Here is a 20443-nt window from a genome sequence, read left to right as displayed (position 1 = left end):
GTATCAGTCCTCTTCGGCCGGCGGCTCGGCCGCATCGTCCCCCGCCGCGCGCGGCTGCCGCTTCCCCGCCTTGGCCAGGATCTCGACGTAGAACTGCGTGCCGCCCTCCTTCACGATGCCGTCGATGAGCCCCGTGATGGCCGACAGATGGACGGGTTCCGCGGATTCCTGCGCCGCGCCGAACCGGCAGTCGAAGTCCCAGAAGTCCGAGCCTTCGGGCAAGTCGCGCCGGCGCTCGCGCTTGATGTACTTGCGGATCTCGTGTTTGATGGCTTCGAGGAGCCGGTCGGGGTGCTTGCCCTCGACCTGAAGCTGAAAGGTTTTTCTCATGGTCGATCCTAACCCGCTGTGTACAGTCGGCGATTCAACGGAAAGCAGGTGAAGACATGGCGCGCGCGAACGACTGGGCAAGCAAGGTGATGGCATTGGTGAACGGCGGCAACGCACCTGCGGCCATCGCGCAGATCAAGGTCGCGCCCTCGGTCAAGGACCTGAAGGCGCTGCAGACCATCATGACGCTATCGAAAATGAAAGGCCGCTATCCGAACGTGGATGCGGCCATTGCCGACAACCTCGCGCTGCTGGCCGCGCCCCGCCTCCACCGCTCGCCCTGACGGACGAGGGCCTTCCTACAGGGCCTGGCCCAGGCGCTTCACGCCCTCTTCGATCTTCGCCAAGTCGGCCGTCGCGAAGCTCAGCCGCAGCGTCGCCACGTCGGGCTTCTCGGCAAAGAACGGCGCGCCGGGCACGAAGGCCACCAGCTTCTCGATCGCGCGCTTGGCCAGTTCGTTCGCGTCGGCCAGCTTGCCGTTGGCGCCGGTAAGGCGGGCCCAGAAGAACAGGCCGCCGTTCGGCTGCGTGAAGCTCACCGCCTCGCCGAGCTCGCGTTTCAGCGCCTGGCCCATGGCCTGCGCGCGCTGGCCGTACACCTCGCGCACATGGGCCAGCGTGGCCGGCATGCGGCCGCTCTTCAGGTACTGCGCGGCCGTGGCCTGGGCGAAGGTGCTGGTGTGGGCGTCGCTGAACTGCTTGCACATCGTCGCCTTGGCCAGCAGTTCGGCCGGCGCGATCATCCAGCCCACGCGCAGGCCCGGGCTCAGCACCTTGCTGAGGCTGCCGCAGTGCGCCATCAGTTCGCGGCTGCCGGGCACGTCCTTGGCGAGCGCCATGATCGACGGCGGCGGCGCTTCGCCGAAGTAGAGGTCGCCATACGGATCGTCTTCGACCATCAGCGTCTGGTACTTCACGGCCAGTTCGAGCACCTTCTTGCGGCGTTCGAGGCTCAGCGTCGCGCCGCTCGGATTGCCGAAGGTCGGGATCAGGTAGACGAACTTCGGCTTGTGCTCGGCGATGAGTTTCTCGAGCGCATCGGTGTCCACGCCGTTGGCGTCGATCGGTGCGCTGACGAGCTGCGCGCCATAGAGGCGAAAGCACTGGATGGTGGCCAGGAAAGTCGGCCCCTCGACAATCACCTTGTCGCCGGGCGAGATCATGGTCTTGCCGAGCAGGTCGAGCGCCTGCTGGCTGCCGGTGGTGACGATCAGGCCGCTCGGATCGACCTCGACACCCTTGGTGCCCATGAACGCGGAGAGCTGCGTGCGCAGCGGTTCGTAGCCTTCGGTGGCGCCGTACTGCAGCGCGCCGCCGGGTTCCTCCGCCAGCGCCTTCTGGCTCGCCTCCTTCAGGCCCTCCACGTCGAACATCGCGCTGTCGGGAAAGCCCCCCGCAAAGCTGATGATGCCGGGCTTGCCGAGCAGCTTGAATAGTTCGCGGATGGCGGAGGTTTCGACGTTGTCGAGGCGGGAAGCGAATTGCATGGGAGGTCTCACTTTCTGGGCGCTATTGTCACCAATGCCTGGCGCAACAATCCTGCGAAGTTTTATCGCCCTTCAGCGATATATTGACAATATCGTCTGAAGCCGATAAATTGCATTTACCACCCCTAGGCGGTAAATATGCACTCCATCATCCATTCGCCCGCACAACTCTCGACGCATCTCAAGTCGCTACGGAAGTCCCGCGGATTGACGCAGGCCCAGTTGGGTGCGCTGATCGGCGTCAAGCAGACGCGGATGGCCGACATCGAAAAGAACCCTGGCGCCATCAACGTCGCGCAATTGATGCAGGTGCTGCATGCGCTCGACATGCGGCTGATCCTGGCCTCGGCCGAGGCCGCATTCCCGGGGCCCGAAGACGCCGCGGACTGGTAACCGGAGCAGCCAAGACATGGCCCGACGCGCGCTCGATATCTGGATGAACGGTGAATACGTCGGCGTCTGGTACTGGACGCGCACCGGCGTGCCGGCCCTGCAATACGACGAAGGATGGTTGCGCTCGCGGAATGTGCGCGCGCTCTCGCTGTCGCTTCCGATACCTCTCGGCGAGAAGGAAGTGCGCGGTCCCGCAGTCGAAAACTACTTCGACAACCTGCTGCCGGACAGCGATCGCATTCGCGAACGGCTGCGTCGGCGCTTCCGCGCCGCCGGCACCGGCGCGGCCGATCTTCTGGCGGCGATCGGCCGCGATTGTGTGGGCGCCGTCCAGCTGCTTCCCGAGGGGCAGGCGCCGCCCGCCTTCGACCGCATCGACAGCGAGGCGCTGTCGGAGGAAAAGATCGCCCAGGTGCTGCGCAACGTCACAAGCGATCCGTTGCCTGGCCAGGCGGAAGGCGCAGACGACGATCTGCGCATATCGATTGCCGGCGCGCAGGAAAAGACCGCGTTGCTGCGGATCGGCGCGCAATGGCACCGCCCCCATGGCGCGACACCCACGACCCATATCCTCAAGCTGCCGCTCGGCCTGGTCGGCAACATGCGGGCGAACATGAACGAGTCCGTCGAGAACGAATGGCTGTGCGCCCGGCTGATGGCGGCTTTCGGCTTCGAGGTAGCGCCCGCGACCATCGGGCGCTTCGGCGACCAAAAGGTGCTCGTCGTCGAGCGTTTCGACCGGCGCTGGATGGACGGCGGTGGATGGATCGCCCGCCTGCCCCAGGAGGACTTCTGCCAGGCCACCGGCACGCCTGCCGCCCTCAAGTACGAGAGCGATGGTGGACCTGGCGTTCGAGGCATCCTCTCCCTGCTCTCCGGCAGCAGCAACGCGCAGGTCGACAAGGCCGGTTTCGCACGCGCGCAGCTTGCCTTCTGGCTGCTGGCTGCGACCGACGGACATGCGAAGAACTATTCGATCTTTCTGCGCCGGGGCGGTGAATACCGGATGACACCGCTTTACGACATGCTGTCGATGTGGCCCATCATTGGCAACGGGCCCAATCTGGTGTCGCCTTTCAAAGCGCGCCTCGCCCTCGCCTTGCGCGGGAAGAACCCGCACTACCAGCTCTCCACCATCCAGACACGCCACTGGCGTGCGCTGGCGCTGCAGACGGGCGTCGCCGACGCGTTCGACGGCATGCTGGCACTCGTCGGCGGGGCGCCGGCCGCGTTGCAGCGTGTCGAGCGGGAACTGCCGGTGGATTTCCCCGAGCCGCTATGGCGCGCCGTCAGGACCGGCGTGCTCGCCCAATGCGAGCGTTTTGAAGCCGGCCTTGCTCAAGAGAACAACACAGCCCCATGAAAAAAGACCACATCGCCCCCTTCTTCGCCACGCTCCAGGCCGCCAACCCCACGCCGGAAACCGAGCTCGAATACGCCACGCCGTTCGAGCTGCTGGCCGCCGTGCTGCTGTCGGCCCAGGCGACCGACGTGGGCGTGAACAAGGCCACGCGCAAGCTCTTCCCGGTCGCGAACACGCCGCAGGCGATGCTGCGGCTCGGCGTCGAGGGCCTCGAGGAGTACATCAAGACCATCGGCCTCTACCGCAGCAAGGCGAAGCACCTGATCGAGACCTGCCGCATGCTGGTCGAGCACGGCGGCGAGGTGCCGCGCACGCGCGCCGAGCTAGAAGCTCTACCGGGCGTGGGCCGCAAGACCGCCAACGTGGTGCTCAACGTGGCCTTCGGCGAGGCGACGATCGCGGTCGACACGCACATCTTCCGCGTCAGCAACCGCACCGGTCTCGCGCCGGGCAAGACGCCGCTCGAAGTGGAGCTCAAGCTCGAGAAGCGCGTGCCCTTCGAGTTCCGGCTGCATGCACACCATTGGCTGATCCTGCACGGACGCTACATCTGCGTGGCGCGCAAGCCGCGCTGCTGGGAATGCGCGGTGACGCAGTATTGCGACTACAAGCCGAAGACGGCGGCCCCGCAGTAGTCCGCCTGAATCCGCGCCGGGCCTAGAGTTCAAACGCCTCGACCTGCCGCCCGTCGACATCGACAAAGCCGTATTCCCGCGCCAGGTCGGCCACGCGGTGCACGCCGCCGCTCTTTTCGATCACCTGCGCATCGCCCGCCAGCGCCGCGACCGCGCGCCCCAGGTAGCGCGGCGATTCGGTCCGCGCAAGCGCCGGGCGCTCCTGCCAGTGCGCCTCGTCGGTCTGGTGGCCGGCGAGCACGAACTCGGTGCGCATCCAGCCCGGCGACACCGCGAGCGAAGCGACGCCGTGCGGGCGCAGTTCCTCGGCCATGCCGAATGCGAGCCGGTTCATCGCGGACTTGGCAAGGTCGTAGAACAGGTTGCCGCGCAGGTACTTGCCTTGGTCCCAGAAGGTCGTGGTCACGATCAGGCCGCGCTTCTGCGCCACCATCACGGGCGCTGCGAAGCGGCTGGCGAGCAGGTGGTTGCGCACGCCGCGGTCGAACATCGAGTCCCAGTGCGAAAGCGGGTGCTCCCAGAACGGTGCCTCGAAAATGCCGTCGAAGCTCTCGTGCCCGCCCCAGGCGTTGTTAACCAGCACATCCATGCGGCCCTGCTCGCGATGCACCTGCGCGAAGAGCCTGGCCACCTCGGCTTCGTCGGCGTGGTCGCAGCGCACCGCGATGCCCTGCCCGCCCATGCGCGTGACCTCGTCGGCCGTGTCGTCGATGCTGCCCGGCAGCGCCTTGAGTTGAGACATCGCCAGAATGCCGCCATAGCTTTCGGCCGGCTGGGCCCGCGTGCTGCGGCCGGTCACGTACACGGTGGCGCCCGCGGCACCGAGTTCCACCGCAATGCCGCGCCCCGCGCCGCGGCTCGCGCCGGTCACCACCGCCACCCTGCCCGCCAGTGGCTTCTTTGTCTGTTCGTCTTGCATCGATGCTTTCCTTTGTTCGCTCGGTCAAAGCGACGAAGGTATCGCCGCCTCAAGCCGCCGTCTTGGAAGAACCCGAAACCGCGCGGCCGACGAATTCCGTCGGCGTGAGGCCGCAGAGCGCCTTGAACTCGTTGACGAGATGCGACTGGTCGTAGAAGCCGGCGTCGAGCGCCAGTTCCGCCCAGGCCGGCATGGGCAGCAGCGCAGGCTGCCGCAGCGCGCGCAGACACGCATGCAGCCGTGCCAGGCGAGCCCAGGCCCGCGGCGACAGGCCCACCTGCTGCCGGAACAGCTGTTGCAGGCGCCGTTCTCCGACACCGACCGCCGCCGCCACGTCGCGCAGCGAGCGCCGGCCGCCCGATGCCGCGATCAGCTGCGCGGCACGCATTGCGGCCGGATGCGCCGCATCCCGGCTTTCGCCCAGCCGCTCTCGCAGCACCTCGCAGAGCAGCGCGACGCGCGCAGCATCATCGGGCTGGCTGGCCATGCGCTCGCGCAATTCGGCACCTTGGCCGCGCCAGAGCAGGTCGAGGTCGACGGCCGTGCCCGCGATCTCGCTGGCCGGCACGCCGAGCAGCGCCGCGGCCGCACCGGGGCGCAGCGTGACTGACAGCCCTTCGACCCGGCCGCGCAGGCGCACCAGCGCCGGCGCGGCCGAGGCTCCCACCGCCTCGACGGGCAGGCCCGCGCCTTCGCCCGCCGAAGGCGCATCGCCGAGGTTGAAGACCAGCCGCACCGCGCCGTCGGGCAGAACGCGCTCGCGCAGTTCGCGGCCCTCGGGCACCGTCTCGCGGTAGCGCAGGATGTGCGCCACATGCAGGCCCAGCGGCGCCGGGACTGCAAAGGCCTGCAGCGAACCCGCGGGCATCGCGGCTTCGGGCCCGTGCAAGGGGTCCTCGTCGAGGCGGACATAGAGGCGCTCGGGCGCGGGCGATGGGGACATGGCGCGGTCGGTGATGTCGGCGCGGACGGGGCCGCGCCTCAACCGCATTCGATCAGCAGGCAGGCCCCGTAGTCAATCGGCGCCGACGGCCATTGCGCGGCATCGTCCACGCGCCGCACGCCCTGCTGCAGCAGCTGCACCGCGCGCATCACGCCGGCATGCGTGATCCACACCGTCTCCTCCTGCCCCGACGCGCGCCATTCGTCGAAAGCCGCGCCGACCCGCCGCATGAACCGATCGGTGCTTTCGCCATGCCCGCCAGGCAACCCTGCGGCAAAGTTGCCGGTCCAGGCCTCGAACTCGGCGCGTGCGATGGACGACCACGGCCGGCCTTCCCAGGCGCCGAAGTCCATCTCGGCCAAACGCGCATCGGCCCGCACCGCGAGCCCGGGGCGCAGCGCGGCGATCGCTTCTGCCAGTTCGGCGCAGCGCCGCAGCGGCGAGTGGTCCAGTAACACCACGCCGTCGGGCAGGCGCGCCGCCACCGCCTGCGCCACCGTCAGCGTGGCCTCGCGCGGCACGCACACATCGGTCGCGCCATAGCATTGGCCGGGGGAGGCCTCGGTCTGCGCATGCCGCACGAGCCAGAGCTTCATGCCTGCCACGCCAGCGCGAGGTAGATCGCGAGTTCGCACACCTGCTGGGTCGCGCCGAGCCCGTCGCCGGTGAAGCCCTGCAGCCGGCGCTTGAACAGCCGCGCCATCGCCAGCGCCGCGAGCGCGCAGGCCAGCGCCACGGCCAGCGTGCGCGCGGGGCCTTGCGCCCACAGCAGCAGCGCGATGGCGGGCAGCGACCAGAGCACGCCGACCAACAAGGCGCCGCCGCCGATCGCATCGGCGAGCGGCTTGGCCTTGCTCGCGCCGGCCTCACCCACGTAGGGCAGCCACCGGATCAGGAACAGCGGCGCGAGCCGCGACAGCACATGCGCTGCGGCCACGGCCACCGCGATGGCGACCAGCGAGGCGCCCGGTGCGGCCAGCGCGGCGAGCAGCGCGGCCTTGAGCCCGAGCGCGAGCACCAGCGCGATGGCACCGAAGGCACCGATGCGCGAGTCCTTCATGATCTCGAGCGCGCGCGCCCGGTCGGCCGAGCCGCCGAGCCCGTCGGCCACGTCGGCGAGGCCGTCTTCATGGAAGGCGCCGGTGAGCAGCACCGTCGCCACCATGCTCAGGAGTGCCGCCGCGAGCGCAGGCAGGCCCTGCAGCGCCAGCACGAACACGCCCGCAGCCGCGGCGCCAACGAGCCAGCCCACGCCCGGAAAATGCGCCGCGCTCGCCCGCAGCATCTGCGGGCTGAATCCGACCCACTGGGCCAGGCGCCCGGTCACGGGCACGCGCGTGAAGAACTGCAGGGCCAGTAGAAAGTGACGAACGCCGTTCACGGGTTCTCAGGCCTCTTTCTGCGACACACCGGCCGACGCGAAGCTCGCCATCTCGCGGAGGATGCGGCAAGCCGATTCGAGCAGTGGCCACGCCAGCGCCGCGCCCGAGCCTTCGCCCAGGCGCAGGCCCAGGTCGAGCAGCGGCTCGAGGCCCAGTTGCCGCAGCATCGCCGCGTGGCCCGGCTCGGCCGAGCTGTGCGCCGCCACGCAGCGCTGCGCGACATGCGGCGCGAGCGCCTGCGCCACGAGCACCGCAGCGCTCGCGATGAAACCGTCGACCACGATCACGCGCCGCTCGTGCGCGGCCTGCAGCACGGCACCCACCAGCGTCGCGATCTCGAAGCCGCCAAAAGCCGCCAATGCGTCGAGCGGCGCGACGGCCGAGGCATGCAGCGCCAGCACCTCGCGCAGCACCGAGCGCTTGCGCGCCAGGCCCGCGGCATCGAGGCCGGTGCCCGCACCGGTGCAGCCATCGATGTCGAGGTTGGCAAGCCGCGCGAGCAGCAGCGCCGCGGCCGAGCTGTTGCCGATGCCCATCTCGCCAAGCAGCAGCACGTTGCCCGGCAAGGCGTGCACCACCTCGCGTCCGTTGGCGATGGCCTCGCGGCATTGCGCGGGCGTCATCGCGGGCCCGGTCGAGGCGTCGGCCGTGCCCGCCGCAATGCGCCGCTGCACCAGGCCCGGCCGCGGCTGGAAGTCGCGCCGCACGCCGCAGTCGACGACGGTGAGCGTGAGCCCGTGCTGGCGTGCGAGCACGCTCACGGCCGCGCCGCCCGAGAGAAAGTTCTCGACCATCTGCCAGGTCACGTCACTCGGAAACGCCGAGACGCCGCGCGCAGCGAGACCGTGGTCGGCCGCGCACACGAGCATCTGCGGCGCTTCGAGCGCCGGCGCTTCGCTGCCGAGGATGAGCCCGAGCCGCAGCGCCAGGCTTTCGAGCCGGCCGAGCGCGCCGAGCGGCTTGGTCTTGTTGTCGAGCAGCGCCTGCAGCCGCGCCGCGAGCGCGGGGTCATGCAGGTCGGGAAGGGTCGGAATGATGTCGTCGGAAGTCATGCGATCGAGAGTCATGCGATGAGGCCCAGCAGCATGCCGGCCTCGAAGTGGTTGTCGATGAAGTCGGCCAGGCCGTCGAAGGTGGTGTCGAGCGTCGGCGCGGCGGCGCCGAACAGCGCCTGCAGCGCGGCGGGGTCCTCGAACAGGCCATGCAGGTACAGCCCCAGCACGTTGCCGCGCGTGTTCTGCCAGGCCAGGCCCCCGGCCATCGCCTCGCGGCCGTCGTGGGCCAGCTGCGGATGGATGGCGGTGCGGCCGTGGTGGATCTCGTAGCCCGCGATGCGCACGTTCGACAGTGCGGCCCATGGCCCAGCCAGCGCGCCGAAGGTGGCGCTGCGGTGGCGCACTGTCTTCTCGCGCTCGAACACAGTCGCGAGCGGCAGCAGGCCCAGGCCGGGCGCATTGCCGTCGATGCCGTGCGGATCGATCAGCGCCTCGCCGAGCATCTGCAGGCCGCCGCAGATGCCCAGCACCGCGCCACCGGCCGCGGCATGCGCCGCCACCGCGCGGTCGAGGCCCTGCGAACGCAGCCAGGCCAGGTCGCTGCTCGTGTGCTTGGAGCCGGGCAGCACGATCCAGTCGGCGCCGGCCACCTCCGCCGGCGTGCGCGCCCAGACCAGGCGAACGCCTGGCACGTTCTTGAGCGGCTGGAACTCGTCGAGGTTGCTGATGCGCGGACAGGCGATGACGGCGACGGTGCGGGTGACCACGCCGGTCGAGTGGCTGCTGCCGTCGAACACGCCGTCTTCCTCGGGCAGGCCGTGCTGCCACCACATCGGCAGCGTCGCGACGGTGGGAATGCCGGTCAACGCCCGCAACTGCTCGGGCGCGGGGGCGAGCAGCGCCGCATCGCCGCGGAACTTGTTGAGCACGAAGCCGCGGACCAGCGCGCGGTCGGCCTCGGGCAGCAGCGCCCAGGTGCCGTAGAGGTGCGCGAAGGCGCCGCCGCGGTCGATGTCGGTCACGAGCAGGCAGCGCGCATCGGCATGGCGCGCCACGCGCAGGTTGACGATGTCGTTGGCCATCAGGTTGATCTCGGCCGGCGAGCCGGCGCCCTCGATCACGACCACGTCGTTCTCGGCCCGCAGCGCGTCGAGCGCCTCGGCGATCTGCGGCCAGACGCGCTCGCTGCGCCCGCGCCAGGGCAAGGCCGTGAGCGCTTCGCTCACCTGGCCCAGCAGCACCACCTGGCTGTGCGTGTCGCGCTCGGGCTTGAGCAGCAGCGGGTTCATGCGCACCTCGGGCACGGCGCGCGCGGCCAGCGCCTGGAAGTACTGCGCGCTGCCGATCTCGCCGCCGTCGACCACGCGCGCGTTGTTACTCATGTTCTGCGCCTTGAACGGCGCGACCTTGAGCCCCTGGCGCGCATACCAGCGGCACAGCGCCGTCGCCAGCCAGCTCTTGCCGGCACCGCTGGTCGTGCCCAGAACCATCACGCATCGAGATCTCATGCGGCGATTGTCCGTTGCCCGCGTGCCCGCCCGGGCACCACCAAGGAAAAAGGGGCTTGCGCCCCCTTGCCTCCGTGTGTCTGCCTGCGAATCAGCGCGCCGCGGTCTGCACCGCCGCGGCAGGCGCCTTCGCCAGCGCGGGCGGCACCTCCCATCCGCCGCCGATCGCGCGGATCAGCCCGACCGCCGCCTGGTATTGCGCGGCCTTCACCTGCAGCGCCTGGCGCCGGTTGCGCAATTCGCTGCGGCGTGCGTCGAGCAGATCGAGCTGGCTCACGTAGCCATTGCGGTAGCGCGTGTCCGACAGGCTGGTCGCGCGCTGCGCCGACGTGACGGCCTGCGCCTGCACCACCGACTGCTCCTGCAGGATGCGGATCGCGGCGAGCTGGTCCTCGACCTCCTGGAAGGCCACGAGCACCTGGCTGCGGTAGTTGGCGAGTGCGCCGTCGAGTTGCGCGTTCGCGCCCTGGACGCCGGCCTCGCGGCGGCCGCCGTCGAAGATCGGCAGCGAGAGCAGCGCACCCACGCCCCACGACCGCGCCGACCACTTGAACAGGTCGCCGATCTCGGGCGATGCGTAGCCCGCCGCACCGGTCAGCGAGATGTCGGGGAACCACGCGGCCTGGGCCACGCCCACGCGCGCCTGGGCCGCAAGCACCGCCTGCTGCGCCGCCGAGACGTCCGGGCGGCGCGTCAGCACCGTGGCCGGCACGCCGGGCGGCACCGAGGGCAGCGCGGTGTTCCACTCGGCCATGCCGAGCCCGAAGCTTGAAGCCGAATCGCCGACCAGCACCGCGAGCGCATGCTCGACCTGGGCGCGCTGGCGGTCGAGCGCGAGCGCCTCCGACTCGGTCGACGACACCTCGGTCTGCACGCGCGCCACGTCGAGCTCGGCGATGTCGCCGGCCGCCTGGCGGCGCTGCGACAGGCGCAGCGTGTCGCGGTAGGCCTCGACCTGCTCGCGCACCAGCGCACGTTCGGCGTCGAGCGCGCGAAGCTGCAGGTAGGCCTGCGCCACCTCGGCCTGCACCGCGAGCCGCGTGCTCTGCAGCAGCGCCTCGCGGCTCTGCGCATCGAGCCGCGCCGCGTCGCGCGCGCCCGAGAGCCGGCCGAACAGGTCGAGCTCGTACGAGAAGGTGGCGCCGATGTTGGTCATCGTGGCCGGCCGCGTGCTGGCCATGGCCCTGTCGAGCCCTGCGCCGCGGCTGGCGCCGGCACCGAGTCCGATCTGCGGCAGCCGGTCGGCCTGGGCGCTGCGCGCGAGCGCACGGGCTTCGGCGAGCCGCGCCGCGGCGGCCTGGATGTTGTTGTTGTTCACGTCGGCCTTCTCGACCAGCGCATTGAGCACCGGATCGTTGAAGGCCAGCCACCAGGCGCCGCGCGCCGCGGCCTCGGACGGCAGGGCGTGCGTCCAGCCCGCGGGTGGCGTGGCGCCCTGCTCCTTGAACTGGGCGGTGGTCGGGACTTCGGGCACGCCCGAAGGCACGCTCGCGCAGCCGGCCAAGGCCAGCGCAGCCACCAGCGGCAGCACGGCCGCACGCAGCGGCGTGGCGAGACGGGATGAGAGCTTGAAGTTCATGATGAGCTTCCTTCTTTGTTCGTTTGTTCTGTTCTTCTTGTTCAGTCGTGCGAGGGCCGTGGCGAAGCGGGCACCGGGTGCAGCCCGCCGCCACCGCCCGCGCCGCCATGCGGCGCCGGTCCGGCAGGATGCGTCGCCGAGACGAAGTCCTCGCCATGCGGCACTTCGCCATGCAGCTTGAGCGCGCGGTTGCCCGCCAGGCGGCGCAGCAGCACATAGAACACCGGCGTCAGGAACAGGCCGAAGGCCGTCACGCCGATCATCCCGGCGAACACCGCCACGCCCATGGCCTTGCGCATCTCCGAGCCCGCGCCGGTCGACAGCACGAGGGGCAGCACACCCATCACGAAGGCCAGCGAGGTCATCAGGATCGGGCGCAGGCGCAGGCGGCTGGCTTCGATCGCAGCTTGTATGGGCGTTCTGCCGGCAAACTCGAGCTCGCGCGCGAACTCCACGATCAGGATCGCGTTCTTCGCACTCAGCCCCACCAGCACGATCAGCCCGATCTGCGTGAAGACGTTGTTGTCACCTCCCGATATCCACACGCCCGCCATCGCGGCCATGATGCCCATCGGCACGATCAAGATGATCGCGATCGGCAACGTCAGGCTCTCGTACTGCGCGGCCAGCACCAGGAACACCAGCAGGATGGCCAGCGGGAACACCAGGAAGGCGGAGTTGCCGGCCAGGATTTCCTGGTAGGTCAGCTCGGTCCACTCGAAGCTCACGCCCTTGGGCAGCGTCTCGGCCGCGATCTTGGTGATCGCGTCCTGCGCCTGGCCCGACGAATAGCCCGGGGCCGGGCCGCCGTTGATGTCCGCTGCCAGGTAGCCGTTGTAGCGCATGGCGCGTTCCGGCCCGAAGGTCGAGTTGACCTTCATCAGCGCGGACAGCGGCACCATCTCGCCCGTGGTCGAGCGCACCTTCAGCATGCCCACGTCTTCGGCGCGGGCGCGGTACGGCGCATCGGCCTGCACGCGCACGCTGTAGGTGCGGCCGAACTTGTTGAAGTCGTTCGCATACAGGCTGCCGAGGTAGATCTGCATCGTGTCGAAGATGTCCGTCACCGGCACGCCGAGTTGGCGCGCCTTGGTGCGGTCGATGTCGGCATACAGCTGCGGCACGTTGACCTGCCAGCTCGTGAACATGCCCGTGAGCTCCGGCGTGGCATAGGCCTTGGCCATGAAGGCCTTCACCGCCGCGTCCATCTGGTCGTAGCCGAGCGAGGCGCGGTCTTCGATCTGCAGCTTGAAGCCGCCCGTGGTTCCCAGGCCCGCCACCGGCGGCGGCGGGAACATCACGATGAACGCGTCCTGGATGCTGGAGAAGGCGCCGTTGAGCTGCCCGGCCACCGCACCGCCGCTCTGGTCGGCACGCTTGCGCTGGTCGAAGGGCTTCAGCGTGGCGAACACGATGCCCGAGTTCGAGCTGTTGGTGAAGCCGTTGATCGACAGGCCCGGGAAGGCGATGGCGTCTTCGACGTTCGGGTTCTTCTTCATGATCTCGCCCATGCGCTGGATCACTTCGTCGGTGCGGTCCAGCGTGGCGCCGTCGGGCAACTGGGCAAAGCCGATCAGGTACTGCTTGTCCTGCGCCGGCACGAAGCCGCTCGGCACGGCCTTGAACAGGCCGAAGGTCACCGCCACGAGCGCGAGGTAGATCACCAGCATCAGCGTCTTGCGCGAGATCACGCTCTTGACGCCGCCGCTGTAGGCTTCCGCGCCGCGGCTGAAGAGCTTGTTGAAGCCGCGGAACAGCCAGCCGAAGGCCCGGTCCATGCCGCGCGTCAGTGCGTCCTTCGGCTGGTCATGGCCGCGCAGCAGCAAGGCGGCGAGCGCGGGCGACAGCGTGAGCGAGTTGATCGCGGAAATCACCGTCGAGATCGCGATGGTCACCGCGAACTGCTTGTAGAACTGGCCCGTGAGGCCGCTGATGAAGGCCAGCGGCACGAACACGGCCACCAGCACGAGCGCGATCGCGATGATCGGGCCCGACACCTCGCGCATGGCACGGTAGGTCGCGTCGCGCGGCGAGAGTCCGGCCTCGATGTTGCGCTCGACGTTCTCCACCACCACGATGGCGTCGTCCACCACGATGCCGATCGCCAGCACCAGCCCGAACAGGCTCAGCGCATTGATCGAGAAGCCAAGGACGTGCAGCACCGCGAAGGTGCCGATCACCGACACCGGTACGGCCAGCAGCGGAATGATGGAAGCGCGCCAGGTCTGCAGGAACAGGATCACGACCAGCACCACCAGCAGGATGGCTTCGAGCAGCGTGTGGATCACCGATTCGATCGATGCGCGCACGAACTGCGTCGGGTCGTAGGCGATGCGGTATTCCAGCCCTTCGGGCATGTTCTTGTTGAGCTCGGCCATCGTCTTGCGCACGTTGGACGAGATGTCGAGCGCGTTGGAGCCCGGCGCCTGGAACACGCCCATGCCGACGGCCGGGTCGTTGTTGAGCAGCGAACGCAGCGAGTAGTCGGCGGCGCCCATCTCGAGGCGGCCGATGTCGCGCAGGCGGGTCACGGCGCCGTCGGTGCCGCTCTTGACGATGATGTCGCCGAACTCTTCCTCGCTCTGCAGGCGCCCTTGCGCATTGATCGAGAGCTGCATGTCCACGCCCGACAGGCCCGGCGATGCGCCGACCACACCGGCTGCGGCCTGCACGTTCTGGCCGCGGATCGCAGCCACCACGTCGCTCGCCGACAGGCCGCGCTGCGCGACCTTCTGCGGGTCGAGCCAGACGCGCATCGAGTAGTCGCCGCCGCCGAAGATCTGCACCTGGCCCACGCCTTCGATGCGCGCGAGCGGGTCCTTCACATTCAGCACCGCGTAGTTGCGCAGGTAGTTGATGTCGTAGCGGTCGTTCGGCGAGACGAGGTGGACCACCATCGTCAGGTCGGGCGCGCTCTTGACGGTCGTGATGCCGAGGCGGCGCACTTCTTCCGGCAGGCGCGGCTCGGCTTGCGAGACGCGGTTCTGCACCAGCTGCTGGGCCTTGTCGGGATCGGTGCCGAGGCGGAAGGTAACCGTGAGCGTCATCACGCCGTCGGTGGTGGCCTGGCTGCCCATGTAGAGCATGCCTTCGACGCCGTTGATCTGCTCTTCGAGCGGCGTGGCCACGGTTTCGGCGATCACCTTCGGGTTGGCGCCCGGGTACTGGGCACGCACCACCACCGAGGGCGGCGCGACTTCGGGGTACTCCGAGATCGGCAGCCCGCGCAGCGCGATAAGGCCGGCTATCAGTATCAATAGCGACAGCACGCCGGCAAAGATCGGCCGGTCGATGAAGAATTTAGAGAGATTCATGTTGTTTCTCCGGCGAGCGCAAAAGCGCTCCCCTCCGAGTTCAGGACTTCGCGGCTTCCGCGACGCGTTCCGCTTGCTGTTGCTTGGTGTCGGCCTTGGCGTCCATGGTCACGCTCTGCGGCACCACCAGCGCACCGGGGCGGATGTGCTGCAGGCCATTGACCACCACGCGGTCGCCGGCTTTCAGGCCGTTGCTCACGACACGCAGCCCGTTGATCGAGGCGCCGAGCGTCACTTCGCGGTAGGCCGCCTTGTTGTCGTCGCCCACGACCATCACGAACTTCTTGTTCTGGTCGGTACCGATCGCACGCTCACTCACGAGCAGCGCGGTGTCGTTGCGCGCCTGGCCCATGCGGATGCGGGCGAACTGGCCGGGGATGAGCGTGCCGTCCTTGTTGTCGAAGGCGGCGCGCACGCGCACCGTGCCGCTGCGGGCATCGACCTGGTTGTCGATCAGCTGCAGCTTGCCGGTGAAGGGCGTGCCCTCGAGGCCGGCGGTGCCCATCTGCACCGGGATCGAATCGATCTGGCCGCGTGCGCCGGCGCCGCTCGGCAGGTCCTTCAGCGCCCGCGTGATCACCTGCTCGTCGGCATCGAAGCTCGCGTAGATCGGGCTCACCGACACCAGCGTGGTCAGCACCGGGGCGCCGGGGCCCGCGGCCACCAGGTTGCCGACGGTGACTTCGAGCCGGCCGATGCGACCCGCCACCGGCGCGCGCACCTGGGTGTAGCCCAGGTTCAGCCGCGCCGACTGCAGCGAGGCCTGCGCCGCGCGCAGGTTGGCGTCGGCCTCTCGGCTGGCGTTCACGCGCTCGTCATATTCGCGCTGGGCAATGGCCTGCTCGTCCCACAGGCGCTTGGCGCGTTCCTGCTCGCTGCGGGCAAAGGCCTGGCGGGCCTGTGCCGATGCGACCTGCGCTGCGGCGCGCTCCACTTCGGAGGCATAGGGTGCGGGGTCGATGGTGATCAGCAGGTCGCCCTTCTTCACCAGCGCACCTTCGCGAAAGTGCACCGCCTGCACGGCGCCGGCCACGCGGGAACGCACGTCCACGCGCTCCACCGCTTCGAGCCGACCCGAGAACTCGTCCCAGGCATTGACCTCGCTCGACTTCACGGTCGCCACCGACACCGGCGTGCCCTGCGGCGCGGCCGCCGGCGCGGTGGCCTCGGCCTTGAAGCTGTGCATGCCCAGCACTGCGGCGGCGACTGCGAGCACAGCGGTCAGCCCTGTCACGGCGGGCCAGAGCCCCTTGCGGGCGGCGGAAGACAGACTTGGCTTGTTGTTCGACATGATGTTTCGTCCTTCTCGATGACTTTTTGGGATGCGACAGGCCATCCCGGCGCTTTTGGCACCAAGAGGCGGATTTCAGGAAAAAAGAGGCCCACGTCGCGCGCCTCGGACGAGGCGGCGGCTTCTCTGGCGGTGGGCGGCGCTCGCGCGCCTAGCTGGGCTCAGGCGCCGCGGGCGGCGGCGTGGTGGCGCTGAAGAACTCGCGGAAGTGCTGCTGCACGCTGGCCTCGCAGGCCTTGCAGCCCGAGGGCTCGGGGTCGTACAGCGCCTTGGGCCAGTCCGCGGCGCTGGGCAGCACGCTGCTCGTCACCTCGATGCCCGCTGCGCGCAGGCGGCCCGCGAAGGTCATCGCCTCGTCGCGCATCGCGTCGTCCTCGCCCACCAGCACCAGCGCAGGTGCCAGTGCCGACAGGCGCAGCGACCCGCTCGGCACGGCATACGGGTGCATCGCGTTCGAGGGGCAGCTCAGGTATTTCTCCCAGCCCTTGGCCCAGCGGCATTCGGCCGCGTCGTTCGTGGCCTGGCGCAGCGAGGCCGTGCCAGCGCAGGGGTCGAGCATCGGCGACAGCAGGATCTGCCCCGCGATCGGCGGATGCGCGCGGTCGCGGGCGATCAGCGCCACCGCGGCCGCGAGGTTGCCGCCCGCCTCTTCGCCCGCCAGGTACACCTGGGCGCCCTTGCCGCCGAGCTTGGTACGCTGCTTGTAGAGCCATTCGAGGGCGGCGTAGCCCACCTCGATGGGCTCCGGGAACGGCGATTCGGGCGCCAGCGGATAGGCCAGAGACACCACCACCGCGCCGGCACCAGCCAGCAGGCGCGCCACGTTGCGGCCGTTGTCCAGCGTGCCGCACACGAAGGTGCCGCCATGGAAATGCAGCACCAGCGGCACGGTTTCACCGCGGAGGCGCTGGCCGTAGACCCGCGCGCCCACGGGGTCGCGGCCGGGCAGCTCGATCGAGAGATCGGCTTCCACGCCATCGGCTGCTGCAAGCGCAGCGGCGTCGGCGGAGCGGGACGATGGACGGGGTGACATGGGCAGCCTCAGGGGGATTGGCGATAGGTGAAATATAAGGCGGCCGGCGTGGCGTTAAACAGGCAAGCCGCCCCTACTCTGTTTCCAAACGGCGAACAATCCGTATTGCACTGGGGATTTGCTTGCTTGTGTGAGAATCCGCCTCCCTCGGCAGGGGCCGAGTCCCAGGAACAAGTTCATCCATGGATCAAATCCAGGCAATGCGGATATTCGTCCGCGTGGTGGAAGCCGGCACCTTCACGCGCGCAGCGGATTCGCTCGCCCTGCCCAAGGGAACGGTCACCAAGCAGATTCAGGCGCTCGAATCGCGCCTGCGCGTGAAACTGCTCAACCGCACCACGCGGCGCGTGACCGTCACCCCCGACGGCGCCGCCTACTACGAGCGTGCGGCCCGGCTTTTGAACGACTTCGACGACATCGAGGCCAGCATGACCAATGCGCAGGCCAACCCCACCGGGCGATTGCGGATCGACGTCGGCACCTCTGTGGCCCGCCTGATCATCCTGCCCGAGCTCGCGAGCTTCTGCGACCGCTACCCCGAGATCCAGGTCGACCTCGGCGTGAGCGACCGCGCCGTCGACCTCATCAGCGACAACGTCGATTGCGTGATCCGCGCCGGAGAGCTCAGCGACCAGTCGCTGGTGGCGCGGCGCATCGGCACGCTGCACTTCGTGACCGTGGCCTCGCCCGCCTACGTCAAGCGCTACGGCCAGCCGCAGCATCCGAACGACATCGAAAAGCGCCACCACGTGGTGAGCTATTTCTCGGGCAGCACGCGGCGCATCTACCCGCACGAGTTCAAGAAGGGCGACGAGTACGTCGAACTCAACGGGCCGTACCGCGTGTCGGTCAACGAGAGCAACGCCCATCTCGCCGCCGTGCTCGGCGGCTTCGGCATCTCGCAGGTGATCAGCTTCCAGGCCGAACCGCTGCTGGAGAGCGGCGAGCTGGTCGAGCTCCTGCCCGACTGGCACCGCGACCCGCTGCCGATCCACGTGGTCTACCCGCCCAACCGCCACCTGAGCGCGAAAGTGCGCGCGTTCGTGGACTGGGCGGCGGAGTTGTTTGCGAAGAATCCGCGGTTGCAGCGACGCTGAGGGGACAGGGGCTGCAAGCGCCTCAGCTCAAAAGAACCCGCCCGACAGCTTGATCAACAACGGCACCAGCAATGCCGTCGCAATCCCGTTCAGCCCCAGCGCCAGCGCCGAAAACGCCCCCGCCGTCTCGTTCACCTGGATCGCACGCGCGGTGCCGATGCCGTGCGCCGCCATGCCGACCGCGAAGCCGCGCACCGCGGGCTCCTCGATGCGCAACAGGTTCAAAAGGCCGGTCGCCATGATGGCGCCCGAGATGCCCGCCACGGCCGCCGCCACGGCGGCCAGCGATGCGAGGCCGCCGATCTTTTCGGCCACGCCCATGGCGATCGGCATGGTGGCCGACTTGGGGGCGAGCGACATCAGCAGTTCGTGCGAACCGCCGAGCGCCCAGGCGATGCCGACGGCCGAGACGATCGCGGCGACCGAACCCACGATGAGCGCCACGCCGATCGGCAGCCAGAGCCGCCGCAACCGCGCAATCTGTCCGTAGAGCGGCACGGCCAGCGCGACGGTGGCGGGGCCGATGAGGAAGTGCACGAACTGAGCGCCCTCGAAATACGTGTCGTACGGCGTGCGCGTGGCGAGCAGCACCGCGACGATGACGACCACCGACACCAGCACCGGGTTGACCACTGGGTTGCGCCCGCTCTTGGCATGCAGCCACAGCGCACCGAGGTAGGCCAGGAGCGTCAGCGACAGCCACAGCAGCGGCGACTGGGCCAGGAAGGTCCAGACCTCGAACAGCTTGGCGGGCGGGTTCATTCCGCGTCCTTTCCGGTGATGCGGATCATCCAGCGCAGCGTGAGCGCGGTCACGGTCATGGTGAATGCGGCGCCGACTATGCCCGCTGCAAGGAACGGCAGCCACTCGCGTCCCACGCGCTCGAAGTGCAGCATGACGCCCGCCACCGCCGGAATGAACAACAGCATCAGGTTGCGCAGCAGATGGCCCGACGTGGCCTCGAGCGCTTCGGGCACGTGGCCGCGCACGAGCAGCCCGACGAACAGCAGCAGCATGCCGATCAGCGGACCGGGGATCGGCAGGGCCAGCCACTGCACGAGCAGTTCGCCCGCGAGCTGGCAGAGAAAGAGCGTGGTGATGGCGATCAGCATGGCATCGGTCTTCGGTTCGGTCGGTTCGGTCAGTGCGGAATGCGGATGGTCGCACGGGTCCAGGCTTCCTTCAGCGCCTGCTGGCTCGCGGGCGGCAGCACGCCGAGCCGCACCAGGCCCGGCAGCCCGAAAGACGCGCAGTCGCGCAGTTTGATGCCTTTGGCGCGCAACGCGACGGCGAACGGCGGGTAAGGCACATCGGGGCGCGCGCAGAAGAAATTGGCGTCGCTCGGCCAACACTGCCAGCCCAGCGATTCGCACACCGCGCGCTGCTGCGCCTTCCAGCTGCGCAAGGTGTGCAGGCTGCCGGCGAGCCAGGCCTGTGCGTCTTCGCCGGTCCAGCAGGCGAGCAGCGCCACGCCGTGGGCGCCGACCGGCCACGAAGGCGCGAGCCGCGCCAGGTGCCGCACCATCGCGCGCGCGGCATCACCTTCGGGCGCAATGGCGTAGGCGGCGCGCACGCCCGTCAGGCCCATGGCCTTGTTCGGCGTCCACATTTCCCAGGCGCCGTGCCGCGCCGGCGCGTCGAGCGACGGCGCGCCTTCGAGGCGCAACGGCGCATAGGCCATGTCGACCACGCAGAGGCCCGCTGCCGCGGCATGCCGTCCGAGGGTGGGCTCCGACTGGCCAAGCGGGCTCGAAGGCTCGCAGCACCAGCGCAGCGCCATGCCGTCGGGCGCCTCGGCGGCGGCGGCCGGCCGCACCTGCAGGCCCCAGGCCGATGCCGCGCGCGCGTAGTCGCCATAGCCGTGCGCGGGCAGCAGCACCTGCCGGCCGCCGATCTGCGCGAAGGCCGCGCTGATTCGGTGGATGAACTCGCTCGCGCTCGCCGCGATCACGATGCGCTCGGCCGGCACGCCATGAAAGCGCGCCAGGTCGCTGCGCAGCGCGGTGTAGGCCGGATCGGGATAGTGGCGCGCGTCGGCATCGCGCAGCGCGGACACGGCCGCGGGACACGGGCCGGCGGCATTGCCGTTGGTCGAGAAATCGTGCGCGGCCGCACCGCCTGCGTCGGGGCCGCCGTGTTGCGGAGTTTGAAAAGCAGCGGGTTCGCCTGCCATC

At 69.3% G+C, this 20443-nt stretch carries 20 protein-coding genes; 5 read left to right on the top strand and 15 right to left on the bottom strand.

Features of this window, described 5'->3' with window-relative positions; genetic code table 11:
• Positions 1-3: 3 nt before the first annotated feature.
• Positions 4-330, bottom strand: coding sequence for a DUF6172 family protein (locus AC3A6J_RS24570; protein WP_487862621.1), 327 nt, complete (start codon positions 328-330; stop codon positions 4-6).
• Between the two features lie 56 nt (positions 331-386).
• On the opposite strand from AC3A6J_RS24570, the gene AC3A6J_RS24565 reads away from it, so the two are divergent.
• Positions 387-614, top strand: a complete 228-nt coding sequence (locus AC3A6J_RS24565) for a hypothetical protein (RefSeq protein WP_487862620.1) — start codon at positions 387-389, stop codon at positions 612-614.
• A 15-nt stretch (positions 615-629) separates the two neighbouring features.
• Here the strand turns inward: AC3A6J_RS24565 and AC3A6J_RS24560 are convergent, their stop codons facing one another.
• Positions 630-1817, bottom strand: a complete 1188-nt coding sequence (locus AC3A6J_RS24560; protein ID WP_487862619.1) for an aminotransferase-like domain-containing protein — start codon at positions 1815-1817, stop codon at positions 630-632.
• Positions 1818-1955: 138 nt separating this feature from the next.
• Between AC3A6J_RS24560 and AC3A6J_RS24555 the strand changes: the two genes are divergently transcribed.
• Genes AC3A6J_RS24555 through nth form a run of 3 tightly spaced genes read left to right on the top strand, consistent with a single transcriptional unit; the run spans position 1956 to position 4208 of the window.
• Complete coding sequence (locus tag AC3A6J_RS24555) at positions 1956-2210, top strand: helix-turn-helix domain-containing protein (protein WP_487862618.1); 255 nt, start codon at positions 1956-1958, stop codon at positions 2208-2210.
• A 16-nt stretch (positions 2211-2226) separates the two neighbouring features.
• A complete protein-coding gene (locus AC3A6J_RS24550) occupies positions 2227-3573 on the top strand; it encodes a type II toxin-antitoxin system HipA family toxin (RefSeq protein ID WP_487862617.1) in 1347 nt (448 codons plus the stop codon).
• Positions 3570-4208, top strand: a complete 639-nt coding sequence (gene nth, locus AC3A6J_RS24545; RefSeq protein WP_487862616.1) for an endonuclease III — start codon at positions 3570-3572, stop codon at positions 4206-4208. The genes AC3A6J_RS24550 and nth overlap by 4 nt, the downstream gene beginning before the upstream one ends.
• A gap of 22 nt (positions 4209-4230) precedes the next feature.
• On the opposite strand, the gene AC3A6J_RS24540 is transcribed toward nth, so the two are convergent.
• The 10 genes from AC3A6J_RS24540 to AC3A6J_RS24495 all read right to left on the bottom strand — a co-directional run bounded on the left by AC3A6J_RS24540 (position 4231) and on the right by AC3A6J_RS24495 (position 17172).
• Positions 4231-5127, bottom strand: a complete 897-nt coding sequence (locus AC3A6J_RS24540; protein WP_487862615.1) for an SDR family NAD(P)-dependent oxidoreductase — start codon at positions 5125-5127, stop codon at positions 4231-4233.
• 49 nt (positions 5128-5176) lie between these two features.
• Entirely contained in the window at positions 5177-6070 is an 894-nt protein-coding gene (locus tag AC3A6J_RS24535) for a helix-turn-helix domain-containing protein (RefSeq protein ID WP_487862614.1), read from the bottom strand.
• Between the two features lie 38 nt (positions 6071-6108).
• A complete protein-coding gene (locus tag AC3A6J_RS24530; RefSeq protein WP_487862613.1) occupies positions 6109-6666 on the bottom strand; it encodes a histidine phosphatase family protein in 558 nt (185 codons plus the stop codon).
• The gene (cobS, locus tag AC3A6J_RS24525) at positions 6663-7451 is read right to left on the bottom strand and encodes an adenosylcobinamide-GDP ribazoletransferase (protein ID WP_487862612.1); all 789 of its coding nucleotides are present in this window, start codon (positions 7449-7451) and stop codon (positions 6663-6665) included. Before cobS ends, AC3A6J_RS24530 begins: the two co-directional genes overlap by 4 nt.
• A gap of 6 nt (positions 7452-7457) precedes the next feature.
• Positions 7458-8504 carry a nicotinate-nucleotide--dimethylbenzimidazole phosphoribosyltransferase gene (cobT, locus tag AC3A6J_RS24520; RefSeq protein WP_487862611.1) on the bottom strand — a complete coding sequence of 349 codons (1047 nt, stop codon included), beginning with the start codon at positions 8502-8504 and terminating at the stop codon, positions 7458-7460.
• Between the two features lie 11 nt (positions 8505-8515).
• Positions 8516-9955: a cobyric acid synthase gene (locus AC3A6J_RS24515; protein ID WP_487862610.1), complete on the bottom strand. Its 1440-nt coding sequence runs from the start codon at positions 9953-9955 to the stop codon at positions 8516-8518.
• Between the two features lie 91 nt (positions 9956-10046).
• Positions 10047-11534 (bottom strand): efflux transporter outer membrane subunit, encoded by a 1488-nt coding sequence (locus AC3A6J_RS24510; protein WP_487862609.1) that lies wholly within the window; start codon positions 11532-11534, stop codon positions 10047-10049.
• 41 nt (positions 11535-11575) lie between these two features.
• Positions 11576-14848: an efflux RND transporter permease subunit gene (locus AC3A6J_RS24505; RefSeq protein ID WP_487862608.1), complete on the bottom strand. Its 3273-nt coding sequence runs from the start codon at positions 14846-14848 to the stop codon at positions 11576-11578.
• Positions 14849-14888: 40 nt separating this feature from the next.
• Positions 14889-16139 (bottom strand): efflux RND transporter periplasmic adaptor subunit, encoded by a 1251-nt coding sequence (locus AC3A6J_RS24500; protein ID WP_487862607.1) that lies wholly within the window; start codon positions 16137-16139, stop codon positions 14889-14891.
• A gap of 151 nt (positions 16140-16290) precedes the next feature.
• Positions 16291-17172: an alpha/beta hydrolase gene (locus tag AC3A6J_RS24495; protein ID WP_487862606.1), complete on the bottom strand. Its 882-nt coding sequence runs from the start codon at positions 17170-17172 to the stop codon at positions 16291-16293.
• 182 nt (positions 17173-17354) lie between these two features.
• On the opposite strand from AC3A6J_RS24495, the gene AC3A6J_RS24490 reads away from it, so the two are divergent.
• Positions 17355-18269: a LysR family transcriptional regulator gene (locus tag AC3A6J_RS24490; protein ID WP_487862605.1), complete on the top strand. Its 915-nt coding sequence runs from the start codon at positions 17355-17357 to the stop codon at positions 18267-18269.
• Positions 18270-18296: 27 nt separating this feature from the next.
• Here AC3A6J_RS24490 and AC3A6J_RS24485 read toward each other — a convergent pair whose 3' ends face one another.
• Genes AC3A6J_RS24485 through AC3A6J_RS24475 form a run of 3 tightly spaced genes read right to left on the bottom strand, consistent with a single transcriptional unit; the run spans position 18297 to position 20442 of the window.
• A complete protein-coding gene (locus tag AC3A6J_RS24485) occupies positions 18297-19031 on the bottom strand; it encodes an LrgB family protein (protein WP_487862604.1) in 735 nt (244 codons plus the stop codon).
• Positions 19028-19381, bottom strand: a complete 354-nt coding sequence (locus tag AC3A6J_RS24480) for a CidA/LrgA family protein (RefSeq protein ID WP_487862603.1) — start codon at positions 19379-19381, stop codon at positions 19028-19030. Before AC3A6J_RS24480 ends, AC3A6J_RS24485 begins: the two co-directional genes overlap by 4 nt.
• A 29-nt stretch (positions 19382-19410) precedes the next feature.
• Complete coding sequence (locus AC3A6J_RS24475; RefSeq protein ID WP_487862602.1) at positions 19411-20442, bottom strand: aminotransferase class I/II-fold pyridoxal phosphate-dependent enzyme; 1032 nt, start codon at positions 20440-20442, stop codon at positions 19411-19413.
• Between the last annotated feature and the right edge of the window lies 1 nt (position 20443).

The organism is Variovorax sp. Soil_C_39, from assembly GCF_057656815.1.
This window is presented reverse-complemented; position numbering and strand designations above follow the sequence as displayed.